25 protein-coding genes are annotated in these 24,737 nt (G+C 68.0%); 14 read left to right on the top strand and 11 right to left on the bottom strand.

What is annotated here, in order from left to right; all coding sequences use genetic code 11:
• Positions 1-10: 10 nt before the first annotated feature.
• Both D3H34_RS06150 and D3H34_RS06145 read right to left on the bottom strand, forming a co-directional pair.
• Positions 11-844, bottom strand: coding sequence for a shikimate dehydrogenase family protein (locus D3H34_RS06150; protein ID WP_119552557.1), 834 nt, complete (start codon positions 842-844; stop codon positions 11-13).
• A 34-nt stretch (positions 845-878) separates the two neighbouring features.
• The gene (locus tag D3H34_RS06145) at positions 879-1,802 is read right to left on the bottom strand and encodes a shikimate dehydrogenase family protein (RefSeq protein WP_119552556.1); all 924 of its coding nucleotides are present in this window, start codon (positions 1,800-1,802) and stop codon (positions 879-881) included.
• 199 nt (positions 1,803-2,001) lie between these two features.
• Here D3H34_RS06145 and D3H34_RS06140 point away from each other — a divergent pair, with 199 nt between their 5' ends.
• From D3H34_RS06140 to D3H34_RS06115, 6 genes are all read left to right on the top strand, one after another.
• Positions 2,002-2,796 carry an IclR family transcriptional regulator domain-containing protein gene (locus D3H34_RS06140; RefSeq protein WP_119552555.1) on the top strand — a complete coding sequence of 265 codons (795 nt, stop codon included), beginning with the start codon at positions 2,002-2,004 and terminating at the stop codon, positions 2,794-2,796.
• A 96-nt stretch (positions 2,797-2,892) separates the two neighbouring features.
• Entirely contained in the window at positions 2,893-3,897 is a 1,005-nt protein-coding gene (locus tag D3H34_RS06135; protein ID WP_119552554.1) for a Bug family tripartite tricarboxylate transporter substrate binding protein, read from the top strand.
• Between the two features lie 188 nt (positions 3,898-4,085).
• On the top strand, positions 4,086-4,751 hold the full coding sequence (locus D3H34_RS06130) for a response regulator (RefSeq protein ID WP_119552553.1): 666 nt from the start codon (positions 4,086-4,088) through the stop codon (positions 4,749-4,751).
• On the top strand, positions 4,752-6,167 hold the full coding sequence (locus tag D3H34_RS06125) for a sensor histidine kinase (RefSeq protein WP_286185479.1): 1,416 nt from the start codon (positions 4,752-4,754) through the stop codon (positions 6,165-6,167). It begins immediately after the preceding gene.
• Between the two features lie 20 nt (positions 6,168-6,187).
• Positions 6,188-7,207, top strand: coding sequence for a Bug family tripartite tricarboxylate transporter substrate binding protein (locus D3H34_RS06120; protein ID WP_119552682.1), 1,020 nt, complete (start codon positions 6,188-6,190; stop codon positions 7,205-7,207).
• A gap of 17 nt (positions 7,208-7,224) precedes the next feature.
• Positions 7,225-7,626: a DUF6194 family protein gene (locus D3H34_RS06115; RefSeq protein ID WP_119552552.1), complete on the top strand. Its 402-nt coding sequence runs from the start codon at positions 7,225-7,227 to the stop codon at positions 7,624-7,626.
• A 21-nt stretch (positions 7,627-7,647) separates the two neighbouring features.
• Here the strand turns inward: D3H34_RS06115 and D3H34_RS06110 are convergent, their stop codons facing one another.
• On the bottom strand, positions 7,648-8,298 hold the full coding sequence (locus D3H34_RS06110; RefSeq protein WP_119552551.1) for a hypothetical protein: 651 nt from the start codon (positions 8,296-8,298) through the stop codon (positions 7,648-7,650).
• Positions 8,299-8,495: 197 nt separating this feature from the next.
• Between D3H34_RS06110 and D3H34_RS06105 the strand changes: the two genes are divergently transcribed.
• From D3H34_RS06105 to D3H34_RS06085, 5 genes are all read left to right on the top strand, one after another.
• Positions 8,496-8,753, top strand: a complete 258-nt coding sequence (locus tag D3H34_RS06105) for a hypothetical protein (RefSeq protein WP_119552550.1) — start codon at positions 8,496-8,498, stop codon at positions 8,751-8,753.
• A gap of 74 nt (positions 8,754-8,827) precedes the next feature.
• Positions 8,828-9,196 (top strand): hypothetical protein, encoded by a 369-nt coding sequence (locus tag D3H34_RS33870; protein ID WP_147400390.1) that lies wholly within the window; start codon positions 8,828-8,830, stop codon positions 9,194-9,196.
• 92 nt (positions 9,197-9,288) lie between these two features.
• Entirely contained in the window at positions 9,289-9,546 is a 258-nt protein-coding gene (locus tag D3H34_RS06095; RefSeq protein ID WP_119552548.1) for a ParD-like family protein, read from the top strand.
• Positions 9,546-10,337 carry a type I methionyl aminopeptidase gene (map, locus tag D3H34_RS06090; RefSeq protein ID WP_119552547.1) on the top strand — a complete coding sequence of 264 codons (792 nt, stop codon included), beginning with the start codon at positions 9,546-9,548 and terminating at the stop codon, positions 10,335-10,337. Before D3H34_RS06095 ends, map begins: the two co-directional genes overlap by 1 nt.
• A 145-nt stretch (positions 10,338-10,482) precedes the next feature.
• Complete coding sequence (locus D3H34_RS06085; protein WP_119552546.1) at positions 10,483-10,905, top strand: SRPBCC family protein; 423 nt, start codon at positions 10,483-10,485, stop codon at positions 10,903-10,905.
• Between the two features lie 10 nt (positions 10,906-10,915).
• Here D3H34_RS06085 and D3H34_RS06080 read toward each other — a convergent pair whose 3' ends face one another.
• The 5 genes from D3H34_RS06080 to D3H34_RS06060 all read right to left on the bottom strand — a co-directional run bounded on the left by D3H34_RS06080 (position 10,916) and on the right by D3H34_RS06060 (position 16,136).
• On the bottom strand, positions 10,916-12,040 hold the full coding sequence (locus D3H34_RS06080; protein WP_119552545.1) for a 3-deoxy-7-phosphoheptulonate synthase: 1,125 nt from the start codon (positions 12,038-12,040) through the stop codon (positions 10,916-10,918).
• A gap of 71 nt (positions 12,041-12,111) precedes the next feature.
• Positions 12,112-13,347, bottom strand: a complete 1,236-nt coding sequence (locus tag D3H34_RS06075) for an ROK family transcriptional regulator (protein ID WP_119552544.1) — start codon at positions 13,345-13,347, stop codon at positions 12,112-12,114.
• Positions 13,340-14,137: an ATP-binding cassette domain-containing protein gene (locus tag D3H34_RS06070; protein ID WP_119552543.1), complete on the bottom strand. Its 798-nt coding sequence runs from the start codon at positions 14,135-14,137 to the stop codon at positions 13,340-13,342. Before D3H34_RS06070 ends, D3H34_RS06075 begins: the two co-directional genes overlap by 8 nt.
• Positions 14,137-15,096, bottom strand: coding sequence for an ABC transporter permease (locus tag D3H34_RS06065; RefSeq protein WP_119552542.1), 960 nt, complete (start codon positions 15,094-15,096; stop codon positions 14,137-14,139). The genes D3H34_RS06070 and D3H34_RS06065 overlap by 1 nt, the downstream gene beginning before the upstream one ends.
• A 26-nt stretch (positions 15,097-15,122) precedes the next feature.
• Complete coding sequence (locus tag D3H34_RS06060) at positions 15,123-16,136, bottom strand: sugar ABC transporter substrate-binding protein (RefSeq protein WP_119552541.1); 1,014 nt, start codon at positions 16,134-16,136, stop codon at positions 15,123-15,125.
• Between the two features lie 463 nt (positions 16,137-16,599).
• Here D3H34_RS06060 and aspT (D3H34_RS06055) point away from each other — a divergent pair, with 463 nt between their 5' ends.
• The 3 genes from aspT (D3H34_RS06055) to D3H34_RS06045 all read left to right on the top strand — a co-directional run bounded on the left by aspT (D3H34_RS06055) (position 16,600) and on the right by D3H34_RS06045 (position 21,748).
• Positions 16,600-18,273 carry an aspartate-alanine antiporter gene (aspT, locus tag D3H34_RS06055; protein WP_350308474.1) on the top strand — a complete coding sequence of 558 codons (1,674 nt, stop codon included), beginning with the start codon at positions 16,600-16,602 and terminating at the stop codon, positions 18,271-18,273.
• 66 nt (positions 18,274-18,339) lie between these two features.
• Positions 18,340-20,028, top strand: a complete 1,689-nt coding sequence (aspT, locus tag D3H34_RS06050) for an aspartate-alanine antiporter (RefSeq protein ID WP_119552539.1) — start codon at positions 18,340-18,342, stop codon at positions 20,026-20,028.
• 55 nt (positions 20,029-20,083) lie between these two features.
• Positions 20,084-21,748, top strand: coding sequence for a bifunctional aspartate transaminase/aspartate 4-decarboxylase (locus tag D3H34_RS06045; RefSeq protein ID WP_119552538.1), 1,665 nt, complete (start codon positions 20,084-20,086; stop codon positions 21,746-21,748).
• 18 nt (positions 21,749-21,766) lie between these two features.
• Here D3H34_RS06045 and D3H34_RS06040 read toward each other — a convergent pair whose 3' ends face one another.
• From D3H34_RS06040 to aroC, 3 genes are read right to left on the bottom strand one after another with little or no spacing between them, the layout of a single operon-like run.
• Complete coding sequence (locus D3H34_RS06040) at positions 21,767-22,393, bottom strand: hypothetical protein (RefSeq protein ID WP_147400389.1); 627 nt, start codon at positions 22,391-22,393, stop codon at positions 21,767-21,769.
• Positions 22,394-22,425: 32 nt separating this feature from the next.
• Positions 22,426-23,616 (bottom strand): MFS transporter, encoded by a 1,191-nt coding sequence (locus D3H34_RS06035; protein ID WP_119552536.1) that lies wholly within the window; start codon positions 23,614-23,616, stop codon positions 22,426-22,428.
• On the bottom strand, positions 23,616-24,728 hold the full coding sequence (aroC, locus tag D3H34_RS06030) for a chorismate synthase (protein WP_119552535.1): 1,113 nt from the start codon (positions 24,726-24,728) through the stop codon (positions 23,616-23,618). The genes D3H34_RS06035 and aroC overlap by 1 nt, the downstream gene beginning before the upstream one ends.
• Positions 24,729-24,737: the final 9 nt, after the last annotated feature.

The raw sequence follows: 24,737 nt of genomic DNA, 5'->3' as shown, positions 1-24,737 counted from the left end.
GTTCCGGTTTCTAATATTTCAGTTGGGCCACTGCGCGCAGCTCTTCCGGCGAGGCGGTGCCGAAGCCGAAGAACTCAAGGTAGGCCGGGATCATTTCGAACAGCATGTCGGTGCCGACCTGCACCTGGCAGCCCTTGGCCCTGGCGGCCTGCAGCAGCGGCGTGTACTCGGTCTTCATGACGACCTCGCCGACGAAGGTGTCGGGGGCGATGCGGTCGATGTCGAACGGCAGCGGGTCACTCTCTTTCATGCCCAACGGCGTGGCGTTGACAACGATGTCGAAGCCGGCCGGGTCCTTCGAGCCGGTGGCGACCTTCATCTGCGGGTAGTGCTCGCGCAGCCGCGCGGCCAATGCCTGCGCCGAAGCGTCGCTCATGTCGAACAGCATCAGCTCGGCCGCGCCGGCCGCGGCGATCGATGCGGCGATGGCCGACCCGACGCCGCCCGTGCCCGACACCAGCACCCGCGTGCCCTTGAACAGGCGCCCCTTGCGCTCCACGCCGCGCACGAAACCCGCGCCGTCGAACTGGTCGCCCAGCAGCGTGCCGTCGGGCCGCTTGAGCACGGCGTTGCAGGCGCCCGCGACGCGCGCGGTGGGCGTGACCTCGTCGACCAGCGACATCGTCGTGACCTTGTGCGGCATCGTCACGAGCGCGCCGCGCAGGTTGCTGAATTTGAAGATCTGCGCGAGCGACACCGCGTAGTCCTCGGGCTTCACGCCCATGGGCACCACCACCGCGTCGATGCCCTGCTTGTCGAACCAGGGGTTGTAGATCATCGGCGCCTTGAAGGCCTCGGTGGGATAGCCGATGTGGGCGATGAGCGTGGTCTTGCCGGAGATCATGGAAGTCGTTTCGTTCAGGAAGGTGCGGGCCTTCTCAGGCCACGCTCGGAGACTGGTAGCGCAACGGCGTGGCGATCTCGGCCTGCATCGCCGGCGGATAGATCAGCTCGCGCAGGAAGTCCGCGTCAGCCTGCATCGCATCCGCCGCGTCGATGTGGCCGAAGTAGCGGAAGTAGTGCGGCATCTGCTGCACCAGCATCTCGAAGCCGGCCTGCGCATTGAGCCCGCGCGCACGCGCCGCGCGCACCAGCGGCGTCGGCTGGTTGCGCAGCAGGATGTCGAACAGCGCCGCGTGCGGCGCCATGCGCGCCACGTCGACCGGCAGCGCGTCGTCTTCCGCCAGGCCGAGCGGCGTGGCGTTGATGACGAGGTCGTAGCCCTCGGGCGCGTTGCTGTCGACCGCCACCACGGTCGCGTCGAAGAACGCATCGAGCTTGGCGGCCACGCCCGCGGCCTTGCCGGAAGCGGTATCGAAGAAGGCGATGTGCTCCGCGCCGTTCACCGTGCCGCCCTCGGCCAGCGCCACGCCGATGGCGGCGGCGCTCACGCCCGCGCCGAGGATCAGCACGCGCTTGCCGCGGAACGGAACGTTGCAGCGGTCGAGCGCGCCGATCAGGCCTTCGCCGTCGAACAGGTCGCCCTCGAGCTGGTCGCCTTCGGTGCGGCGCACCACGTTGACCGAGCCCGCCACGCGACCGAACAGGCCGCAGCCGTCGAGCAGGTCGACCACGCGAGGCTTGTGCGGCGGCGCGATCACCATGCCGCGCACGTTGCGCGCCAGGAAGGCCGACTTCATGAACACCGCGAAGTCGCGCACCGGCACCTGCACGGGCACCAGCACCGCGTCGATGCCGTAGCGCGCGAAGGCGGCGTTGAACATGCGCGGCAGCCGCACATTGCGGACCGGGTCGCCGGGGATGAGATAGGCCTGGGTGCTGCCGGTGATGAAGGGGCTCATGGGCGTGCTTCCGTTCGTCAATCGCTCGTTTCGGGGCGGAACAGCGGGCTTTATAGACTCTTCGCAGAAGGCGTGCTGGTTCATCAGCCATCAAACGAACGATGATCGATCTTTTAATTCTGTTAATCGATCAAATTGCGGGTTTTTACTTAGTCATTCCTTCCGCGCCTCCACACCGGACGCGGGCACACTTCCGCCCATGAGCAGCACCCGCCCCGACGACTCGACGCCGCCCGCCGGCCTGGACAAGCGCGACTGGATCGCCGGGCTGGAGCGCGGCGTGAGCATCATCGAAGCCTTCGACGACGCCAACCCGCGCCTCACCGCCAGCCAGGCCGGCCAGCGCACGAACATGACGCGCACCGCCGCGCGCCGCTACCTGCTCACCCTGCAGCACATGGGCTACGTGGCCAGCGACGGCAAGCTGTTCTGGCTCACGCCGCGCGTGCTGCGCCTGGGGCAGTCGTACCTCGAATCGGCCCGGCTGCCGCGCGTGGTGCAGCCCTTCCTGCAGCGCGTGGCGGCCGGCACCAACGAGATCGCCTACCTCAGCGTGATGGACGGCGACGAGGTCGTCTACATCGCGCGCAACGGCCCCAACCGCAGCATGAGCACCGGCTACGTGCTCGGCGCGCGCGTGCCGGCGCAGGTGACGGCCTCCGGCATGTTGATGCTGGCATTGCGCAGCGACGCCGAACTCGATGACTGGCTGGCGACACGGCAGCTCACGGTCTTCACGTCGCACACCATCGGGAGCATGGAACGCATGAGGCTCGAACTGGCACGCATCCGCGCCCAGGGCTGGGCGCTGTCCGAGCAGCAGCTCGACCTGAACTCCCGCGGCATCGCCGTGCCGCTGCGCGACCGCCACGGCACGCTGGTGGGCGCGCTCAACATCACGATGCCGATGGGGCACGAGAGCTCGGAAGACGCCGTAGCGCGCGTGCTGCCGGTGCTGCGCGAGACGGCGCAGGCGATGCGCAATCTGATCTGACGCACCGGCCGGCAAGCCGGCGGACTGACAGCATTCCGACAGCATCCGCCCGGCAGGATGCAGGCTTTCCCACACAAAGCGACGGAGACAAGCACCATGTCCGACCACTTCCCGAACGACGCCCCTACTCGCCGCCACTGGCTCCAGGCCGGCGGTGCCCTGGCCCTCGGCGGCCTGCTGCCCTCGCTGGCCTCGGCGCAAGACGCCTGGCCCAGCAAATCGATCCGCTTCGTGGTGCCCTTTGCACCGGGCGGCAGCTCCGAAATCGTGGCGCGCTCCACCGCCGCCGAGCTTTCGCGCACGCTGGGCCAGAGCGTGTTCGTGGACAACAAGCCCGGCGCGGCCGGCAACATCGCCATGAGCGAGGTGGCGCGCGCCACCGACCAGCACACGCTGATCCTCGGCCACATCGGCACGCTGGCGGTCAACCCGTACATCTTCGCCAAGCTGCCCTACGACGCGAACAAGGACTTCAAGCCCGTGAGCCTGCTGGCCAAGGTGCCCAGCCTGTACGTGGTGCACCCCGACGTGCCGGCGAAGAACCTCAAGGAGTTCATCGCCTACGCCAAGAGCAAGCCCGGCAAGCTGAGCTACGGCTCGGCCGGCAACGGCAGCGCCGGCCATCTGGCCTTCGAGTACCTGAAGATGACGGCCGACGTGTTCATGCTGCACGTGCCCTACCGCGGCACCGGCCCTATGGTGACCGACCTGCTATCGGGCCGGCTCGATGCCTCGGCTATCGGCGCAGCGGCGATCATTCCGTTCATCAAGGCCGGCAAGGTGCGCTGCATCGCGACCGGCTCGGCCAAGCGCCTGGCCCAACTGCCCGACGTGCCCACCGTGGCCGAGCAAGGCTTCCCCGGCTTCGAGATGACGCAGTGGTACGGCATGCTGGCACCGGCCAGCATCACGCCACCGCAACTGGCCAAGCTCTCGGCCGAGACCATGAAGGCGGTGAAGTCGCCCGACTCGATGCAGCGGCTTACCGCCGATGCGGCCGAGGCCGTGGGTGGTACGCCGGAGCAGTTCGCGCAGTTCATCACGGCTGAACAGAACCGCTGGCAGAAGGTCATCGCAAGGGCAAACATCAAGCCTGACTGAGCCCAGCAGGCTTGGTACGCCGCCCCGGAGAGTGCGAAACATGACGAAAGCGATGGATTCGCGCCGAGGGCAAGGCGCAAACCGCAGCGATACCTGCAGGTATCGCGAGGATTTGCAACGCCGCCATCGGTGCGAAGACGCGCTTTCGTGTTTCGCAATCTCCGGGGCGGCGTACTAGCATCGGCGCCATGCGCATCCTGCTGGCCGAAGACGAACACACCCTGGGGACCTGGCTCTGCAAGGCGCTGGAGCATGCGGGCATCCAGGTCGAGTGGGTCGACGACGGCCGGCTGGCCGACCGGGCCCTGCAGCAGCGCGACCACGATGCGCTGGTGCTCGACCTGGGCCTGCCCGGCATGGATGGCCACACGGTGCTGCAGCGACTGCGCGAGCGCGACCAGCGGCTGCCCGCGCTGATCCTCACGGCGCGCGATTCGTTGAACGAACGTGTCGAATCCCTCAACGCGGGCGCCGACGATTTCCTTGCCAAGCCCTTCGCGCTGGCCGAGCTCGAGGCACGGTTGCACGCGCTGGTGCGCCGCGCGCGCGGCGTGGAGCATCCGCGCCTGGCTTGCGGGCCGCTGGTGTACGACGGTGCGCGACGGCAGTTCACGCTGGGCGGCGAAGCGCTCGCCCTGTCGCCGCGCGAACAGGCGGTGCTGCGCGCGCTGGTGCAGCGCAGCGGCGAGCCGCTGTCGAAGCAGCAGATCCTCGACCGCGTGTTCTCCGACGACGACGAGGTGCACCTCGAAGCGATCGAGGTGCTGGTCTACCGGCTGCGCAAGCGGCTCGACGGCACCGGCGTGCGCATCGTCACGCTGCGCGGTCTCGGCTATGTGCTGGAAGCGGATTGAGTGAGCGCGCTGCGCCGCTTCACCGACCGCCTGCGCCGCACCAGCCTGTGGCAGCGGCTCGCGCTGCTGCTGTTCCCTGCCCTGCTGCTGGTGACGGGCCTCGAGTTGTGGATGACACGGCACGACGCACTGGCCGCCGCCAACGCGGCCTATGACCGCTCGCTGCTCGGCGCGCTCAAGTCGATCGACGCGAACATTTCGACGGCCTCGGGCGGGCTCTCGGTCGAGCTGCCGTACACGATGTTCGAGTTCTTCGAGCTCACGGCCAGCGGGCAGGTGTTCTTTCGCGTCGCGACCTCCGACGGGCTGGTCGAGCTGGGCAGCGCCGACCTGCCCGCGCCGCCCGTCGAGCCCGCGATGGGCGTGCCGGCCTTCTACGACGCCACCTACTTCGGCGAGGCCGTGCGGCTGGCGGCCTACCGGCGCGACCTCGACCGCGCGCCGGCCGGCAGCACCGGGCGCAGCGTGCTGATCCAGGTCGGCGAGAGCACGCGCTCGCGCCAGGAGTTCACACGGCGCTTCGTGCGCAGCGCCGTGCTGCGCGACGGGCTGATCCTCGCGATGCTGCTGTGCGGCACCGCGCTGGCACTCGCGGCGGCACTGCGGCCGCTGTCGCGGCTGGCGCGCGAGGTGCGTTCGCGCACGCCCGACGACCTGACGCGCATCGCCGAGACCGATCTGCCCGCCGAGGTGCGACCGCTGGTGGCGGCCGTGAACCAGCAGATGGCGCGCACGCAGGAACTGGTGGCCCAGCAGCGCCAGTTTCTCGACGACGCCTCGCACCAACTGCGCACGCACCTGACCACGCTGCAGATGCAAGCCGACTACGCGCGCCGCGAGGACGACCCTGCGCAGGTGCGCGCCGCGCTCGACGCTCTGGGCGCCGAGATCGGCCGCGCCACGCGCAGTGCACAACAGCTGCTGGCGCTGGGCCGCAGCGACACCGTGGCGGTAGAGCCCGCCGAGTTCGACACCGCCGAATTGCTGCGCGAGGTGGCCGTCGATCTGCTGCCGCTGGCGCGCGCCAAGCGCATCGACCTGGGCATCCACGCCCCCTCGCCCGATCTGCACGCGGTGGGCGACCGGGGCCTGCTGCGCGAGGCGCTGAGCAATCTCGTGGCGAACGCGATCACCTACACGCCGGTGGCCGGCACCATCACGCTCTTCGCGGCCGGCGACGCGGCGGGCTGGAGCCTCAACGTGGAAGACGACGGCCCCGGCCTGAGCGATGAAGAGCGCGCCACGCTCGGCCAACGCTTCCGTCGCGGCACCCGTGCGGGCCAGGGCGGCTTCGGGCTCGGCCTGGCGATCGTGCGCGCCATCGCGCAGCGGCACCACGGCGACCTGCGGCTCGAAGCGCGAGGCGCGGGGCCCGGCCTGCATGCCATCATCTGGTGGCCCCGCCCCGCGGGGTGAACCGCCCGGACTTCATCTCGATGCCGCCCCCCTTCGCCCTCACCCGTCGCCATGCGCTGCGCGCGCTGTCCGCGTGGCTCGCGCCTGCCGCGCTGCATGCGACGGCGGCGGCCGGCGATGCGTCCGAAGGCCCGGCGGAATGCGTGATCCCCGCCAAGGCTGGCGGTGGCTTCGCGCTGACCTGCGCGCTCGCGCGCGACGCGCTGCAGGCCGTGCGCCCCGCGCGCGTGCCGCTCGCGCAACGCTACCTGCCGGGCGGCATCGGCGCCGTGGCCTTCGACCGCATCGCGAGCGGCCAGCTCGGCGGGCCGGGCACGCTGGTCGCGTTCTCCAGCGGCTCGCTGCTGAACCTCGCGCAGGGCCGCTTCGGGCCGCACCCGCCGTCGGCCGTGCGCTGGATCGCCACGCTGGGCACCGACTACGGCGTGGTCGCCGTGCACCGCGACTCGCCCTACCGTCGCTTGCAGGACCTGCTCGCCGCGCTGCGCCAGGACCCCTCGCGCGTGGTCTTCGGCGCGGGCGGCACCGTCGGCAGCCAGGACTGGGTGAAGGCCGCGCTGCTGGTGCGCGCGGCCGGCGGCGCGGCGAAGGCGATGCGCTTCGTGTCCTTCGAAGGCGGCGGCGACGCGCTGGGCGCGCTGCAGGGCAAACACGTCGACGCCTTCCCCGGCGACGCGGCCGAAGCGCTGCAGGCCATCGCCGGCGGCGCACCGCTGCGCCTGCTCGCGGTGCTGTCAGAAACCCGGCTGGTCGGCGCGCTCACGGGCGTACCGACCGCGCGCGAGCAAGGCGTGGACATCGTCTGGCCGACCGTGCGCGGCCTGTACCTCAGCGCCAACGTGCCCGACGCCGCCGTGCGCGCATGGACCACCGCCTTCGCCGAAGCCACGGCCGCGCCGGGCTATGCGGCGCTGCGCGAACGACACAGCCTTTATCCTTTCGCGCTCACCGGTGCCGCGCTCGACAACTACGTGCAGGCACGCATCAAGGCCTACCAGCAGCTCGCAGAAGAACTCGGATTACGCCGCTGGAAGCCCTGACTCCCTCCCCGATCGCCATGACCGAAGACGACATCACCCAACACCTCATCGACACGCTCGGCGGCGGCCATTTCGAAGTGGCCGACGACAACACCTTCTTCTTTCATGGCGCGGACAACAAGTTTCCCTTTGCCACCCTTGTCACGAAGGACAACGAGTTCGACAGCGCCTCGAACCTGAACCGGCCCGGCGTGTTCCGCCTGAACGTCGGCGTGGGCAAGGCGACCTTTCGCGCGCTCTTCGGCGAACAGGCATCGGCAGACATCGACCACACCGCGCTCGACCGGCTGATGCCGCACCCGGTGTACGCGAAGATGTACTGGGTGAGCGTGATCAACCCGAGCGCCACAACCTTCGAGACCGTGAAGCCGCTGTTGACGGAAGCCCGCAACCTGCTCGCGTCGAGAGAAAAAAGCTAGGCATCCGGCGCCGCCTCGTCGTCAGGGCGACGGGCGCGACAGCGTTGCCAGTTTCTTCTTCGCGCTCTGCAGAAGACCGACCTTTTCGACGGGCAGCTGCGCCTTCGTATCCCCGAGCGCGATGACCTCGATGACACCGGCCGCCACGAGCTTCGACGCGAGCGGGTCGCGCGGCGTGAGGCCATTGAACCGGGCGTGCGAGATCACGTGCATCTTCAGGTGACGGTGGAGGGTCTTCGACAGCTTCTGGCAGGCGGCCCTCATGGCCGTTTCGTCGGGCATCAGCTGGCCGTGGACCACCAAAAGCTCCAGGGCGCCGTCCTCGTCCTCCCCCAGCACGAAGGCACGCAGGACCGAATCCTTGAACTTGCCGCGCAGCATCGCGCGCACCGGCTCGGCGGCGGCGAACGATTTCATGGCGATGCGGCGCAGTTCGTCGTGAAAGACGAAGGTGCGGTCGACCACCACGGTCTCGGCTTCGTCGGCCTTCGGCTTTTGCTTCTTCAGAATGCCGCTGCCGACGAGATGCTCCACGGTGCGCGCCACATCGGCGGGGTCGAGCTTCGAGCGCTGGGCCAGTTCGCTGGACGACAGGGGTTGGTCAGGCGCCGCGTAGGCGACCATCAAGAGCTTCTGCACCTCGGGGGCCAAAAGAAAATCTGCTGCACTCATTTCGCGGTGGGCTCTCTGCTTCTGTGTGTGTTTCGTACAAGCGGACTGCATTATCAGGAGCGCTCTTGTCTGCCGTGCGATGCGGCTTTCTCCACGGCGTTTTCGCGGCGGATTCCGTCAAGGCGCATGGCGCCGGCCTACAGCGGCACCCGGCGCCCGCCGGTAAGAACGGCTGAACACGACAAGGAGCTTCAGCCATGGACCTCGAACAGACGATCGACAAGATCAAGCAAGTGGATGCCGCTCGCGCCGACTACCCCGGCGAACACCTCGTCGTGCTCGGTGCCGGTGTGCTCCTGTTGCTGGCAGCGGGCCGCAGCCGGTCGTTCCTGCTGCGGATCATCGCGGGCGCCGCTGGCGGCGCGCTGATCGGCCGGGCTGCAAGCGGCACCGGCGGCATCGCCAAGCTGGCCGGGGCATTGCAGAACGGAGGCCTGGCATGGCCGCGTCGCTGACCTCGCGGGCCCGAGCCTCCGCCCCTGACCCTCGGCGCTGCTGGCCCCCCTGCCTGGGTGTCGCATTGGTGGCGATGTCGCTCTTCTATGTGACCTTGAAAGACTTGGTGCACGAGAGCGCGGCACGCGCTGCAGCCTTGACCACTGCGGTGGTGCCCGCCGAGGCGCAAGCCGACAGATCGGCCACCGCTCGCGCGTTGCCGGATGCGGTGACCAGCGCATCCACGGCACCGGTCACGCCGACGAACGCGAACTTCAACACCCACACACCCGTGATCGCACCCGCAGCGCCCACCGCCAGGACAGTGCCTGCTGTCGTCGAAGTGCACAAGTGCGTCACGCCGGAGGGCGATGCCGCCTACTCCGACGGACCGTGCCCGGCGGGCGCACACGCGACCACGCTGCGATTGCCGCGCGACCTGCACGCATCCGCGAGCCTGTGAGCGACCTCGCGCCGCAGCCGCCATCGCGGCCGGCGAAGCATGGACCAAATGAAACGCATACAATTCATATACGTTTCATAAAGAGGTCGCCCATGGGCATCGTCAAAATTTCAGACCTGATGCACGAGAACCTGCGCGTGGCGGGCAACGCCCTCAGCCGGTCGATCAATGCACAGGCAGAGCACTGGATGCGGGTCGGCATGCTGACCGAGATGCATCCCGACCTGGACTACCGCGAGGTCTGCCAGCTGCTGATACAGGCCGAACTCTCGGGCGGCCTGGACATCGCCGCGGCGGTCACCTCCACACCGCCCGGCAAGCCTCGTGCCCCGGCGAACGGCAAGCACTGATGGCACACGACGTTCCCCTCCGGTCCGCCGAAGAACTCGCGATGGCACGGCGGGCCGCCCAACTGGCTGCGGAAGTCCTGGCCATGATCGAGCCGCATGTCGTGCCCGGTGTGAGCACGGAAACGCTGGATCGCATTTGCCACGACCACATCGTGAAAGTGCAGGGCGTCATTCCCGCCAACGTGGGGTACCTGGGCTATCCGAAGACCATTCTCACCTCCGTCAACCAGGTGGTGTGCCACGGCATCCCCTCGCCGGACAAGATCCTGAAGGCGGGCGACATCGTCAACATCGATGTCGCCGTCAACAAGGACGGCTGGTTCGGCGACACCAGCCGCATGTTCTTCGTCGGCGAACCCGGCGTGCTGGCCCGACGCCTGGTCGAGACGACCTACGAAGCCCTGTGCGCCGGCATCCGGCAGGTCCGGCCCGGCGCGACGCTGGGCGACGTGGGCCACGCCATCCAGTCGGTCGCGCAGCGCGAGCGGTTCAGCGTGGTGCGCGAATACTGCGGGCACGGCATCGGCCGCATCTACCACGACGAACCGCAGGTGCTGCACTTCGGGCGACGCGGCGAAGGCCTCGTGCTGGAGCCGGGCATGGTCTTCACCATCGAGCCGATGCTCAATGCGGGCCGCGGCGAAACCAAGCAGTTGGCCGACGGGTGGACGGTCGTCACGAAAGACCGGTCGCTGTCTGCGCAGTGGGAGCACATGGTGGCGGTCACGGCCGATGGGTATGAGGTGCTGACGGCCTGGCCCGGCGGTACGGGGACCTACGCGCCGGTTTGATGCGCAGAGTGGCGAGGGCAGCGAGGCATGGCACCGGGCCATGCCGCTGACGTCCGCAGGCCATGGCCCTCGTCACTCAGGTTGCTTCGCGTGTCTTGCGAGCGCATTGCGATAGGCTTCGCGCCTATCACTTCTACCCATCCTCATGCACATCGAAGAACGCATCCGCATCGCAGTTCCGCCCACGGTCGTCGACCAGATCTGGAGCGAGGTCGACCGATGGCATCTGTGGGACCCGGACACCAAGCAAGCCCGCCTCGACGGCCCCTTCGCAGTGGGAACCAAGGGCCGGATCGTGCCAAAGAAGGGCATGGGCGTGCCGATGGCCGTCACGGAGCGCACCGAGGGTCGCTCGTTCACCGTGGAGGGCTACATCCCCCTCTTTCGCATGCACTTCGAGCACACGGTGTCGCCCACAGGCGGCGGCTCGGAAGTGGCGCACCGCGTGTGGTTCACGGGCGCCCTCGCCTTCCTGTTCGGACCCGGCGTTGCCAAGCAGCTTCGCGAAGGGCTTCCGAAAACCATGCGATCGCTGAAGGCGTATGCGGAGCAACGCCACGGGGCCTGACAGGCCGACCTCAGGCCTTCGCCAACCGCCGCCGCGCCTTCACCGCCGCAGCCAGCCCCTCGAGCACCGGCACCGTCTGCGCGAAGCCGATGCACGCATCGGTGATCGACACGCCGTGCTTCAGCGCGACGCCGGGCTTCAGGTCCTGCCGGCCTTCTTCGAGGTGGCTCTCGATCATGATCCCCGTGATGCGCCGCTCGCCGGCCGCGATCTGCGTGGCCACGTCTTCGGCGACCACGATCTGCCGTTGGTGCTGCTTGCTGCTGTTGCCGTGCGAGACGTCGATCATCACCTGCGGGCGCAGGCCGTTGGCCAGCAGCGCCTCGCAGCTTGACGCCACATCCGCCGCCGAATAGTTGGGCGCCTTGCCGCCGCGCAGGATGACGTGGCAGTCGTCGTTGCCGCGTGTCTCGAAGATCGCGGCCATGCCCATCTTGGTCATGCCCATGAAGGCGTGCGGCGCGCGCGCCGCGAGGATGGCGTCGGCCGCGACCTTCACGCTGCCGTCCGTGCCGTTCTTGAAGCCGACCGGGCAGCTCAGGCCCGACGCCAGCTGGCGGTGGCTCTGGCTCTCGGTGGTGCGGGCGCCGATGGCGCCCCAGGCGATCAGGTCGGCGATGAACTGCGGGCTCAGCAGGTCGAGGAACTCGGTGCCGGTCGGCAGGCCCAGTGTGGTCAGCTCCAGCAGCAAACGCCGCGCGCGCTCCAGGCCTTCGTTGATGGCGAAGCTGCCGTCCAGGTGCGGGTCGTTGATGTAGCCCTTCCAGCCGACGGTGGTGCGCGGCTTCTCGAAATAGGCGCGCATGACGATGAGCAGGTCGTCCTGCAGCGAGTCGGCCACCTTCTTCAGGCGCTGCGCGTACTCGATGGCCTGGTCGTGGTCATGGATGGAACACGGGCCGACCACGACGACCAGCCGGTCGTCGCGGCCATGCAGCACATCGGCGATGGCCGCGCGGGCGCCTTCGACCAGCGCGAGCGTGTTGTCGCGCACGGGCACGCGCTCCTGCAGCAGCGCGGGGGTCATGAGGGGACGCACGGCGCCGATGCGCACGTCGTCGATGCGGGTGGTGTCGAGCGTGCTGTCGCGGGAGCCGACTTCGGCGTCGTGGAGGGGGTCGTCGAGGCGGGGCATGGTCGTGGGGTGCTCAGATATCGAGGGGATTGCGTCGATTGTCCCCCAGCACGATCCGGCCCCTCCCCCGATCAGGCCGCTTTCAGGAACACATCGTGGTCCGGCGCGAAGTTCGCATGCAGCGGCAGCATCGCCCCGCCCAGCGCGCACGCCTGCACCCCGGCCCTGCCGCCGTGCAGCCGCGGCGACCACAGGCCTTCCCAGTTGCACTGCGCGAGGGCCTCGCGCGTGCGCACCAGCAGCGCGTCGAGCAGCGCGCGCGACATCGAACCGTCCATCACCACGTCGGCGAGATCGAGCACGGCCGTGCTGCTGACGATGGCATGCGCCAGCGCCCGCGACGCGCTGCCGAGCCAGGCCTGCGTGGCCGCGGCATAGGGCGCGGCGAGCGCGCGGTCGTCGTAGGCGGCGGTGGCGTCCAGGCCTTCGGCGCGCAGGCGCTGCTCGAGCTCCCACAGCGAGGCCTCGGCCACGACCTGCGTGGACGGGCCTTCGGAAGGGTTCGCCGTTCGCATCGGGATCGACGCGAGCGCGCCCGCATTGCCGTGCGCGCCGGTGTGCAGGTGCGAATTGATGACCAGCCCGCCGCCCACGAAGGTGTCGACGAAGATGTACAGAAAGCTGTTGAGGTCGTGGCCGCGCCCCGTCACCAGTTCGGCCACGCAGGCCGCCACGGTGTCGCGCGCAAACCCCACGGGAACGTCGGTGCGCGCGCGCACCTCGGCCAGCAGGTCCATCTGGTTCCACAGGTCGGACTGCGCTTTCGACAGCCCGAGCGTGCGGTGCCAGCCGCCGAGCTGGAACGGCGCGGCCAGCCCCGCGCCCACGTTGCGCGCGGCCAGTGGCCCGAGCCCGTCGCGCAGCCGGTGGATGTGCTCGGCGATCACGGGCAGCAAGGCATCGGCATCCGGGAACTCGTAGCGGATCGCGTGGTGTTCGCGCACCTGCGCCGTGAAGTCGATCAGCAGCCACTCGGCGCCGCGCCGCCCGAGCTTCACACCGATGGCGAAGGCGCCGTCGGGGTTGAGCGCCAGCGGCACCGAAGGCTGGCCGACGCGCCCGCGCACGCGGCTTTGCTTGACGATGAGGCCGTCGTCCTCCAGCCGCGCGGTGATCAGGCCGATGGTCTGCGCGCTCAGGCCCGTGAGCCGCGCGAGGTCGGCCTTGGGCAGGCGGGTGTGCACGCGCAGCGCCTGCAGCACCACGCGCTCGTTGAACTGGCGCATGCCGACCTGGTTGGAGCCGCGCGGGCGCAGCAGGCCGCGCGGGCGCTCGGCAACGTCGACATCGATCTCTGGATCAGGCATGCGCCTCCGCGGGCAGCTGGTCGGCGGTCATGGCGCCGGTCATCACGGCCACGGTGTCGCTCATGCTGATCTTGCGCGGATTGAGCACGGCAGCGCGGCGCCCCAGGCGTGCCACATGGATGCGGTCGGCCACCTCGAACACGTGCGGCATGTTGTGGCTGATGAGCACCACGGGCAGCCCCCGGTCGCGCACGCGGCGGATCAGCTCGAGCACCATGTTGCCCTCCTTCACGCCGAGCGCGGCAGTGGGCTCGTCCATGATGACCACGTGTCGCGCGAAGGCCGCGCTGCGTGCCACGGCCACGCACTGGCGCTGACCGCCCGAGAGGGTCTCGACCGCCTGCGTCATCGACTGGATGCCGACCTTCAGGTCGGCCATGCGGGCCGCGCTTTCCTGCAGCATCTTCTTCTTGTCGAGCATGCGCAGCACGTTGCCCATGAAGCCGGGGCGGCGCAGCTCGCGGCCGAGGAACAGGTTCTCGTAGATGGTCATGGCCGGGGCCACCGCGAGGTCTTGATAGACCGTCTCGATGCCGGCGCGGCGCGCGTCCAGCGGGTTGCGGAAATGCACCGGCGCGCCATCGAGAAGAATCTGCCCCTCGTCGGGCACGACCGCGCCCGACAGCGCCTTGATGAGCGACGATTTGCCCGCGCCGTTGTCGCCGATCACCGCGAGGATTTCTCCTTCGCGCAGTTCGAAGTCGACACCGTCGAGCGCGGTGACCTGGCCGTAGCGCTTCACCAGGCCCTTGGCCTGCATGACGATCTTTGGGTTGGCTTGTGCGTTCATCAACGTGCTCCCCTGCGCGAGAGTTGATCGGCGGCCACCGCCAGAATCACGAGCACGCCCGTCACCAGCACCTGATAGATCGACGACACGCCCATCAGCGTGAGCCCGTTGCGAAAAACGCCCACGATGAGCACGCCGATGAGCGAACCCAGCACGATGCCGCGCCCGCCGAAGAGGCTGGTGCCGCCGAGCACCACCGCCGTGATGGCGTCGAGGTTCTCGGTCTGGCCCGCGTTCGGATCGCCCACGCCGGTGCGCGCCACCGACAGCAGCGAGGCAATACCGTAGAGCACGCCCGCCGCCACATACACGCCCAGCAGCACGCGCTGCGTCGGAATGCCGACCAGCCGCGTGGCCTCGGCGTTGTTGCCGACGGCGTAGATGTGCCGGCCGGCGCCGGTCTCGCGCAACACGAACCAGGCGAGCGCGTAGAGCGCCACCATCAGCACCGAGCCCCACGCCACCTCGGCGCTGCCGATGGTGAAGGTGGTGCCCAGGCCGGTGAGGCCGGCCGGCAGGTCGGTGATGGTCTGCGACGACGAATACAGCTGCGTGATCGCGAATGCGATGTTCAGCGTGCCCAGCGTCACGATGAAGGGCGGCAGCTTGATGCGCGTGACCAGGAGGCCGTTGAGCAGGCCGAACAGCGTCGTCACGCCGATGCCGCACAGGATGGCCACCGGCACCGGCAGCCCGAGTTCGGTGGCGAACTTGGTCATGATGATCCCGCCCAGCGCCATCACCATGCCGCACGACAGGTCGATGCCGGCCGTGAGGATGATCAGCGTCTGGCCGATCGCGATCACGCCCACCACCATCACCTGCTGCAGGATCAGCGACATGTTGCCGCCCGTGAGAAAACGGTCGGACTGCGTCGCAAAGAAGATGCATGCGCCCAGCAGGGCCAGCCACGGCCCGAGGGCGCCCCACGGGATGTGGTGCGTCGGAGATTTCGCCATCGATGTGCCTCCCTGGGGCTGCCTGATTACTTCTTGCCCCAGCACAGCTCGGTGCCGGTCTTGGTGTCCTTGCTCTCGACGCCGGCCACGCTCTTGCCGGCGATGAGCGTCACGCCGGTGTCGACGTAGCCCGAGGCCTTCTTGCCGGTCTTGGCGAACTCGACGCCCGCGGCCACGCCCATGGCGGCCATCTTCAGCGGGTACTGCTGCGAGGTCGCGGCGATGATGCCGGCGGCCGTGTCCTTGATGCCCTGGCAGCCGCCGTCGACCGAGACGATCATCACGCCCTTTTCCTTGCCCGCGCGCTTGAGCGCGTTGTAGGCACCGGCCGCGGCGGGTTCGTTGATGGTGTAGACCAGGTTCACGTCGGGCGCCTTCTGCAGGCAGTTTTCCATCACGGTCTGCGCCTTGGCCTGGTCGCCGAAGCTGTCGGCCATGCAGACGATTTCGGGCGACTTCGACAGCTCGTTCGACTTGGCGTCGTTGGCCGGCAGGCCGAAGCCCTTCATGAAGCCGTTGTGGCGCTGCGCGCCCACGGGGTGGCCCGGCAGCAGGTCGAGCGCGACGATCTTCGCCGGCTTGCCGGCCATCGCGGCCTTGGCGTATTCGCCGATGAGCACGCCGGCCGTGTAGTTGTTGGTGGCGAAGAGCGCGTCGGTGGCGTCCGGCGGATCGGCCGGGCTGTCCAGCGCGATCACCTGCACGCCCTTGTCGCGCGCCTTCTTGATGGCGGGCACGATGGCCTTGGCGTCGCTGGGCGTGATGAGGATGGTCTTGGCGCCCGCCGCGATCATGTTTTCCATCGCCGTGATCTGCCCTGCGTTGTCGCCGTCGGCCTTGCCCGCGCCCGACAGCAGCTTGGCGCCGAGCTTCTTGGCCTCTTCCTGCGCGCCCTCCTTCATCTTCACGAAGAACGGATTGGTCTCGGTCTTGGTGACCAGGCCGATGACCGGCGCATCGGCCGCGACGGCCAGGGAGGTAGCGGATGCGGCCAGGGCCAGGACGGTCAAGGCGGGAGCGAAACGCGAGGGAATGAACATGGGTGTGTCTCCTTCAGGGGGCGGGCGCACGGCGCCTGCCGTGCTTGCTGGGGAACCGGTTGCCCCGCAAGAAAGCGGGAAGGCATCCGGACGCGAGAAGGACTATCGAGCAGGCGACCGACTAAATCAAGTCACTTTAGTTATCGAAAACCCGAGGCCACGATGGGCGGCGCGTGCTCGATCCATTGCACTGCAGCGGGCATTCATGTAATTCAAATGAATTAATTCGAATGACCGTTCATCCGCTTTTTTTCAAATTTTGACAATTGTCATGAATGTTGATTTATCGTAAACCCCGATTCGAAAAATCGGCCATCCTTGCGCTGAAAGACAAAGTTTGCGCTTTGGCACAACGCCCGCAAAGCCTTGATGCCAATGGGTGCAGTGCTCAGTTTTTCATTGCGAACGCCAGCCATTCGAATAAATAAACCCGGAGGAATTGCGGCAAATGTTCGGCCCTCTCGTGGAAATACTCAGAAACAGTCCGGAAATCGCATTGTTTCTGGTGCTGTGCATCGGCTATGCGATCGGCCAGATCCGTTTCGGCCCGATCCAGCTCGGCGGCATCTGCGGCACGCTGATCGCCGCGCTGGTCGTCGGCCAGCTCGGCATCCGCCTCGACGACAGCGTGAAGAACGTGTTCTTCATGCTGTTCATCTTTGCGCTCGGCTACGCGGGCGGCCCGCAGTTCTTCGCCAACCTCGACGCCAAGGGCCTGCGGCTGGGCCTGCTGTGCGTGGTCGAGGTGGTGGCGGTGCTCGCGCTGGTGCTCGCCGCCACCGTGCTGCTTTCGCTCGACCAGGGCACCGCCGCCGGGCTGATGGCGGGCGCGGCCACCGAATCGGCCGTGGTGGGCACGGCGACCGACGCGATCTCGAAGCTGTCGCTCTCGCCCGCCGACATCGCGCAGCTGCAGGCCAACGTGGTCACGGCCTACTCCATCACCTACGTGTTCGGGCTGATCGCCATCGTGGTGGTCACGAGCCAGGTGTTTCCGCTGCTGCTGCGCGTCGACCTGCGCGCGGAAGCCGACAAGCTCTGGAAGACCATGGGCGGCGGCGCCGACGACCCGGCCGCCGCCAGCGCCACACCCGAGATGGTCGGGCGCGTCTTCCGTGTCACCGTGGGGCGCGGCCGTTCGGTCGGCGAGCTGACGGCCATCCTCGGGCGGCAGGCCAGCATCGAGCGCGTGGTGCGCAACGGCCAGAGCCTGGCGGTCGAGCCCGACCTGCACCTGCGCGTGGGCGACCGCGTGCTGGCCATCGGCCGGCGCAGCGCGCTCGTCAACGTCGGCGAATTGCTGGGCCAGGAATTCGCCGACACCACCGCGTTCGACACCGTGGTCGAGACCACCGAGGTCGTCGCCAATCGCCGCGAGTGGTTCGGGCGCGGACTGCAGGCGCTGGAAGCCGTGCTGCCGACCACCGTGCAGGTGGTGGGTGTGGCGCGCGACGGCCACGCGATGCCGCTCCTGAACGACCTCACGCTGCAGCGCGGCGACGTGCTCAAGCTCTACGGCCCCGCGCCCGACGTGGCCACCGCCATCGCGCAGGTCGGCGACCGCGTGATCGCGTCCACGCGCAGCAACATCAGCTTTGCCGCGACGGGCATCCTGCTGGGCGTGTTCATCGGCAGCTTCAGCGCGAAGATCGGCGGTATTCCCTTTTCGCTCGGCACCGGCGGCGGTGCGCTGCTCACCGGCCTGGCCTTCGGCTGGTACCAGTCGAAGCACCCGCACCGGCTGAGCGTGCCGGCCGACGCGCTCGCGCTCATGAAGGACCTGGGCCTGGCCACCTTCATCGCCTGCGTGGGCCTGGCCTCGGGGCCGCAGGCGCTGGCGCTGGTCCAGAAGTTCGGCATCGCGCTGCCGCTGGTGGGCATCGCCGTCGCGGTGGTGCCGGCCAGCATCTCGCTGTTCGTCGGCCATCGCCTGCTCAGGCTCGAGGCGCCGGTGCTGCTCGGCGCCATCGCCGGCCAGCAGTGCAGCACGCCCGCGCTCAGCGCCGTGCAGAACGCCGCCGGCAACGCCACGCCGCTGCTGGGCTACACGATCACCTACGCCATCTCGAACGTCGTGCTGCCGCTGATGGGGCCGCTGATCGTGGCCCTGGCGGGACTCGTTCACCACACGACATAAGCGCCCCGACGCCCCACGCCCTTCTCTTCCTCTTCTTCCCATTGATGCCCTGAAAGGACCTCACCCATGGATTGGCTGCACGAACTCTTCAAGAAGTCGCCGGAGATGGCCCTGTTTCTCTCGCTGGCGGTCGGCTACTGGATCGGCAAGATCAAGTTCGGCAAGTTCCAGCTCGGCGGCGTCGCCGGCTCGCTGCTGGTGGCGGTGATCGTCAGCCAGGTCGGCGTGCAGATCGACGGCGGCGTGAAGGCGGTGCTGTTCGCGCTGTTCATCTACGCCGTGGGTTTCGAGAGCGGGCCGCAGTTCTTCAGCTCGCTCGGCAAGCAGTCGATCAAGGAGATCATCCTGGCCGCGGTGATGGCGGCCACGGGCCTGGCGACCGTGGTGGTCATGGCCAAGCTGTTCGGACTCGACAAGGGCCTGGCAGCGGGCGTGGCGGCCGGCGGCCTCACGCAGAGCGCCATCATCGGCACGGCGGGCGACGCCATCGGCAAGCTCGGGCTGGCGGCAGCCGAGACGGCAAGGCTGCAGGGCAACGTGGCCATCGGCTATGCCGTGACCTATGTGTTCGGCTCGTTCGGCGCGATCATCGTGTGCGTCAACATCCTGCCCAAGCTCATGGGCCGCAGCATCCGCGACGACGCCATCGCGGCCGAGACCGCGATGCAGGCCGGCGTGAAGGTGCTCGGCCCCGACCAGCAGGAAGCCGCCCCGCCGCTGGTCGGGCGCATCTACCAGCTGGCCAGCGACCCGCAGCGCACGGTGGCCGACATCGAGAACGCCAACCCGGCGACCACCATCACCATCGAGCGCGTGAAGCGCGACGGCCGGTTCATCGAGGTCAGCCCCACGCTCGTGCTGCGCCAGGGCGACTACGTGCTCACCGTCGGCCGGCGCGACGCCGTGGTGGCCAGCGCCCCGCTGCTGGGCAAGGAGGTCGATGCGGTCGACGGCATGGAGCTCACCATGCACAAGCGCGAGATCGTGCTCACCAACAAGGACTTCGGCGGCAAGACGGTGGACCAGATCCGCCAGGCCACCGCCGGCGGCGTGCGCCACGGCATCTTCGTGGTGCAACTCAGCCGCATGGGCCAGGTGCTGCCGATGAAGCCCGACACCGTCGTGCAGGTCGGCGACCTGGTGTCGATCTTCGGTGCCGAACAGGACGTGAAGCGCGTCGCGGCCCTCGTCGGCGACGTGATCGTGCCCAGCGCCAAGACCGACTTCGTCTACCTCGGCACGGGCCTGGTGGTGGGCCTCCTGATCGGCCTGCTGAGCGTGAAGATCGGCGCCATTCCGCTCACGCTCGGTGCCGGCGGTGGCGCGCTGCTGTCGGGCCTGCTGTTCGGCTGGTACCGCGCGAAGAAGCAGACCTTCGGTGCGCTGCCGAACAGCGCGGTGCAACTGCTGAAAGACCTGGGCCTGGCAGGCTTCGTGGTCGTCGTCGGCCTGTCGTCGGGCCTGCAGGCCGTGCAGACGATCAAGGAACTGGGCCTGACCATCTTCGGCGTCGGCGTGGTGGTGACGCTCGTGCCCATGATCCTCACGATGCTGTTCGGCCGCTACGTGCTGCGCTACGACAACACGGCCGTCTTCGCCGGCGCGCTGAGCGGCTCGCGCAGCGCCAACCCGGCCTTCGGCGAAGTGCTGGGCAAGGCCGAGAACGCGATTCCCACCGTGCCCTTCGCCATCACCTACGCACTGGCCAATGTGTTCCTCACGCTGCTCGGCCCGCTGATCGTGGCGCTGGTCTGAGCCCCACATCGTTCATTTTTTCTTTCTTCCTTTTTTCTCAACCAAGGAGTACTCCATGGATTTCGGCGACGTGAAAAAGCTGGGCGGACTGAGCCCGTTCGAACTGAAGGATGCGCTGATCCAGGTCGCACGACAGAGTGACCGGCTCATGCTCAACGCCGGCCGCGGCAACCCGAACTTCCTGGCCACCACCCCGCGCCACGGCTTCTTCCAGTTCGGCCTGTTCGCCATGACCGAGGCCGAGCGTTCGTACATCTACATGGCGGACGTGGGCGGCTTTCCGCAGCGCGAGGGCATCGAGGCGCGCTTCGAGATCTTTGCCAAGTCGCGGGCGGGCGAGCCCGGCGTGCGCTTCATCGAGGCCGCCGTGTCGTACGTGCGCGACCAGCTGGGCCTGTCGGCCGGCGACTTCATCTACGAGATGTGCGAGGCCATCCTGGGCTGCAACTACCCGGTGCCCGACCGCATGCTGCGCCTGTCCGAGATCATCGTGGGCCAGTACATCCACAAGGAGATGATCAACACGCACCCCTTCGTGGGCAGGTTCGACATGTACGCGGTGGAAGGCGGCACCGCCGCCATGACCTACCTGTTCAACAGCCTGCGCGAGAACCACCTGCTGTCGCCCGGCGACACCATTGCGCTGGGCATGCCGATCTTCACGCCCTACATCGAGATCCCGCACCTGAACGACTACCAGCTCATCGAGGCGCTGATCGATGCGCCCTCCGAGAACAACTGGCAGTTCACGAAGAAGGAGTTGCAGAAGCTGCTCGACCCCAAGGTCAAGGCCTTCTTCCTGTGCAACCCGAGCAACCCGCCTTCGGTGAAGATCAGCGACGAGGTGCTCGGCTACATCGTCGACATCGTGAAGCAGCGGCCCGACCTCATCATCCTCACGGACGATGTGTACGGCACCTTCGCGGACAACTTCACCTCGCTGTTCGCGATGTGCCCCCAGAACACCATCTTGGTGTATTCGTTCTCGAAGTACTTCGGTGCCACCGGCTGGCGCATGGGCGTGGTCGCCACGCACGAGGACAACATCCTCGACCGCCAGATCGCCGCCCTGCCCGAAGCCCGGCTGAAGGAACTCGATGCGCGCTACAGCTCCATCACCACCGAGCCGCGCCAGCTGAAGTTCATCGACCGCCTCGTGGCCGACAGCCGCACCGTGGCGCTCAACCACACGGCCGGCCTCTCGACCCCGGTGCAGGCGCAGATGGTGATGTTCTCGCTGTTCTGCCTTATGGACGAGGGCGAAACCTACAAGAAGTCGATGAAGCACATCGTCTCGCGCCGCAAGGAAGCGCTGTACCGCGAGCTGGGCCTGCCCCTGCCGCCCGACCCGAACTCGGTGAGCTACTACCACCTGCTCGACCTGCAGGACATCGCCACGCAGATGCACGGCGAGCGCTTCGGCAAGTGGATTCTCACCAAGCTGCAGCCCAACGAAGCGCTGTTCCGCATCGCCGCCGAAACCAGCATCGTCCTGCTGCCCGGCCGCGGCTTCGGCGGCAAGCACCCGTCGGGGCGCGTGTCGCTGGCCAACCTCAACGAGTACGACTACGCGAACATCGGGCGCTCGCTGCGCAAGATGGCTTCGGAGTACTTTGCGATGTTCGAGAAGGAGAACGGACTCGGCAACGGAGGCAAGACTGCCAAGGGCGGTGTCGACAAGCCCGCTGTCCGCAAGGCCGCCAAGCGCGGCAAGAAGTAGCCTTGCCTCATCCTCGCGCTAGGGCTGCCGATGCCATTGGCCCCGAAGGCAGCGCTCCCTGGCGCCGCCGCTGATGCGTCCTGCGCTCTGCGCATCGGAATAGGCAGAGATGGGGTAGTCATAGAAGTACTGCACGATCTGCCGGGCCAGTGCATCGGCCACGGGGGCGGCCTTTTGCGCAGTCTCCAGGGCCGCTGCTTGCGGTAGCGCACGCTTGCGGCTGTTCAATGCCGCCATGCCCGCCAGGTGGGCGGCCGAACAGTCGTCGACCCGGCTCGCATCGGCCTCGGGAAACCAGGCCTTGGCACAGGCTCGCAGTCCGCGGTCCATGCGCCGGCCGACCACCACTGCATAGGCATCCGCGCCGTTGTCGTAAGCATCGCTCCCTCGATACCCCGCTGCCAGCTCGTCATAGAGCTGGCGGGTGGCGGGCTTCATGTCGGATTGCAGGCGCCGGAGCTTCTGGACAGACAGCGAATCCTCGCCATCCCTGGGAGAGGTCTGCACCAAGGCGAACAACGCTTCATCGATCCATTGGCATTGCACGCCGCGCGACGCCAGCTCGGGCAACGGGGCTGCTTGTGCGTGGCTCTCTCCTTGGGAAAGTCCCAGGACGACAGCAGCAGCAGCAACAGTGATCGACAAGGAACGCATCGGTGTCGCTATTTCCGACAGGCTTACCGGCGGACAGGCGCCCCGCCTTCAAGCCTCACCATCTGCCACGCGCACAGGCTACCGACCACCGCCAGCAACGCCGCCAGCGCGAACATCGTGCGATACCCCAGCTCCTGCGCTACAGCCCCGCCGAGCAACACACCCAGCACACCGCCGAAGCCGTAGCCGATCACCGTGAACAGCGCCTGCCCGCGACCGCGCAAGTGGCCGGGGAAGCGGCGCGACACCACGGCGATGCACGCGGTGTGGTGCGCCGCGAAGCTCAGCGCGTGCAGCCATTGCGCAATGACCAGTGCCGCGATGAAGCCGCCGAGCCCGGCGGTGAGCCCGAGCCGCGCCACGCCGGCAATGCCGCACACCAGCATCCAGCGGTGCATCGGCAGCAGGCCGATGAGCCGACCCTGCAGGAAGAACCAGACGATCTCGGCCACCACCGACAGTGCCCACAGCAAGCCGATGGTGCTCTTGCCGTAGCCGATCGAATCGAGGTACAGCGAGAAGAACGCGTACACCGAGAAGTGCGACATCACCTGGAAGAACAGCGAGGCAAAGAACCAGCGCACGGCGGGGACGCGCAGCACGGGGCCGATGGGTTCCTTCACGGCGTCGTGCGCGGCGGGCGGCTCGCGCAGGTCGGGCAGCTTCATCGTCGCGATCAGCACCACGGCCAGGGTGCCGGCGGCCCAGAACGGGAAGTGCTTCATGCCGAAGCGCTCGAACCATTCGCCCGCCACGAACACGGTGACCAGGAAGCCGGCCGATCCGCACAGCCGGATACGCCCGTAGCGCCCCCAGTCGCCCGCGACGATCTGCGCCATGGCGGCTTCGGTGAGCGACATCATCGAGCTGGTGTGGGTGAACATCACCAGCAGCACCAGCGCGAGCCACCAGGCGCCGCCGTTCCACCACAGGCCAAAGGAACTGGCCAGCGCCACCGCAGCGCTGAAGCGCAGCAGCTTCACGCGCTGGCCGGTGTGGTCGCTGAGCGCGCCCCAGGCATAGGGCGCGAAGACGCGGGTGATGGATTGCACCGAAGCCAGCAGGCTGATCGTGAAGATCGGCAGGCCCAGGTCCTTGAGCCACAGCGGCAGGTACGGATTGAAGAAACCGATGTGCGCGAAATAGCTGGCCGACAGGCCAGCGAACGCCAACAGGTGGCCGCGCCCGGCGGCCACAGGTGGCGGGGCGGACACTACAGGAAAGACGCCTGCGGCGACGCAGCTTCGGTCTTCTCTGCGGGCGGGTTCACGTCACCGCATTGCGCTCGGTTGCGCAGCACGTGCTCCATCACCACCAGCGCGAGCATGGCTTCGGCGATGGGCGTGGCGCGGATGCCGACGCAGGGGTCATGGCGGCCCTTGGTGATGACTTCGACGGGGTTGTTGTTCACGTCGATCGATTGGCGCGGGCTGATGATCGAGCTGGTGGGCTTGATCGCAATGGTCACCTCGAGGTCCTGCCCCGAGCTGATGCCGCCCAGGATGCCGCCTGCGTTGTTGCTGAGAAACCCGGTCGGCGTGATCGAGTCGCCATGCGTGGTGCCGCGCTGCGTGATGCTGTCGAAGCCGGCGCCGATCTCCACCGCCTTCACGGCGTTGATGCCCATCATGGCGTAGGCGATCTCGGCGTCGAGCTTGTCGAACAGCGGCTCACCCAGGCCCACGGGCACGTTCGTGGCGGTGACGCGGATGCGCGCGCCGCACGAGTCGCCGGCCTTGCGCAGGCGGTCCATGTAGTCCTCCAGCGCGCTCACGTCGGCGATGGGGGCGAAGAAGGGGTTGTTGGGCACGTGGTCCCAGCTCTCGAAGGGAATGGCGATCTCGCCGATCTGCGTCATGCAGCCGCGGAACACCATCCCGTATTTTTCGGCCAGCCACTTCTTGGCGACCGCGCCGGCCGCGACCATGGGTGCCGTGAGCCGTGCCGAAGAACGCCCTCCGCCGCGCGGATCGCGGATGCCGTATTTCTTCCAGTAGGTGAAGTCGGCGTGGCCAGGACGGAACTGCTGGGCGATCTGCCCGTAGTCCTTGCTGCGCTGGTCGGTGTTCTGGATCAGCAGCGCAATGGGCGTGCCGGTGGTCTTGCCCTCGTACACGCCAGAGAGGATCTGCACCGCGTCGGGCTCGTTGCGCTGGGTGACGTGGCGGCTGGTGCCGGGGCGGCGACGGTCGAGGTCGCCCTGGATGTCGGCCTCGCTCAGGGCCATGCCCGGGGGGCAGCCGTCGATCACGCAGCCGATGGCCGGGCCGTGCGACTCGCCGAAATTGGTGACCGCGAAGAGAGTTCCGAAGGTGTTGCCGCTCATGGCGGGGAT

The organism is Acidovorax cavernicola, from assembly GCF_003581445.1.
Note: the sequence above shows the minus strand (reverse complement) of the source record. Positions and strands in the feature narration are given on the sequence as shown.

Coding starts and splice junctions, on each gene's coding strand:
- D3H34_RS06095 (WP_119552548.1), top strand. CDS start 9,289: ATGGGCATCGTCAAAATTTCAGACCTGATGCACGAGAACCTGCGCGTG.
- D3H34_RS06130 (WP_119552553.1), top strand. CDS start 4,086: ATGCGCATCCTGCTGGCCGAAGACGAACACACCCTGGGGACCTGGCTC.
- D3H34_RS06140 (WP_119552555.1), top strand. CDS start 2,002: ATGAGCAGCACCCGCCCCGACGACTCGACGCCGCCCGCCGGCCTGGAC.
- D3H34_RS06110 (WP_119552551.1), bottom strand. CDS start 8,298: ATGAGTGCAGCAGATTTTCTTTTGGCCCCCGAGGTGCAGAAGCTCTTG.
- D3H34_RS06120 (WP_119552682.1), top strand. CDS start 6,188: ATGCCGCCCCCCTTCGCCCTCACCCGTCGCCATGCGCTGCGCGCGCTG.
- D3H34_RS06135 (WP_119552554.1), top strand. CDS start 2,893: ATGTCCGACCACTTCCCGAACGACGCCCCTACTCGCCGCCACTGGCTC.
- D3H34_RS06075 (WP_119552544.1), bottom strand. CDS start 13,347: ATGCCTGATCCAGAGATCGATGTCGACGTTGCCGAGCGCCCGCGCGGC.
- aroC (WP_119552535.1), bottom strand. CDS start 24,728: ATGAGCGGCAACACCTTCGGAACTCTCTTCGCGGTCACCAATTTCGGC.
- D3H34_RS06065 (WP_119552542.1), bottom strand. CDS start 15,096: ATGGCGAAATCTCCGACGCACCACATCCCGTGGGGCGCCCTCGGGCCG.
- D3H34_RS06080 (WP_119552545.1), bottom strand. CDS start 12,040: ATGCCCCGCCTCGACGACCCCCTCCACGACGCCGAAGTCGGCTCCCGC.
- D3H34_RS06150 (WP_119552557.1), bottom strand. CDS start 844: ATGATCTCCGGCAAGACCACGCTCATCGCCCACATCGGCTATCCCACC.
- D3H34_RS06085 (WP_119552546.1), top strand. CDS start 10,483: ATGCACATCGAAGAACGCATCCGCATCGCAGTTCCGCCCACGGTCGTC.
- D3H34_RS06060 (WP_119552541.1), bottom strand. CDS start 16,136: ATGTTCATTCCCTCGCGTTTCGCTCCCGCCTTGACCGTCCTGGCCCTG.
- D3H34_RS06145 (WP_119552556.1), bottom strand. CDS start 1,802: ATGAGCCCCTTCATCACCGGCAGCACCCAGGCCTATCTCATCCCCGGC.
- D3H34_RS06070 (WP_119552543.1), bottom strand. CDS start 14,137: ATGAACGCACAAGCCAACCCAAAGATCGTCATGCAGGCCAAGGGCCTG.
- D3H34_RS33870 (WP_147400390.1), top strand. CDS start 8,828: ATGTCGCTCTTCTATGTGACCTTGAAAGACTTGGTGCACGAGAGCGCG.
- D3H34_RS06045 (WP_119552538.1), top strand. CDS start 20,084: ATGGATTTCGGCGACGTGAAAAAGCTGGGCGGACTGAGCCCGTTCGAA.
- D3H34_RS06115 (WP_119552552.1), top strand. CDS start 7,225: ATGACCGAAGACGACATCACCCAACACCTCATCGACACGCTCGGCGGC.
- map (WP_119552547.1), top strand. CDS start 9,546: ATGGCACACGACGTTCCCCTCCGGTCCGCCGAAGAACTCGCGATGGCA.
- D3H34_RS06105 (WP_119552550.1), top strand. CDS start 8,496: ATGGACCTCGAACAGACGATCGACAAGATCAAGCAAGTGGATGCCGCT.
- aspT (WP_119552539.1), top strand. CDS start 18,340: ATGGATTGGCTGCACGAACTCTTCAAGAAGTCGCCGGAGATGGCCCTG.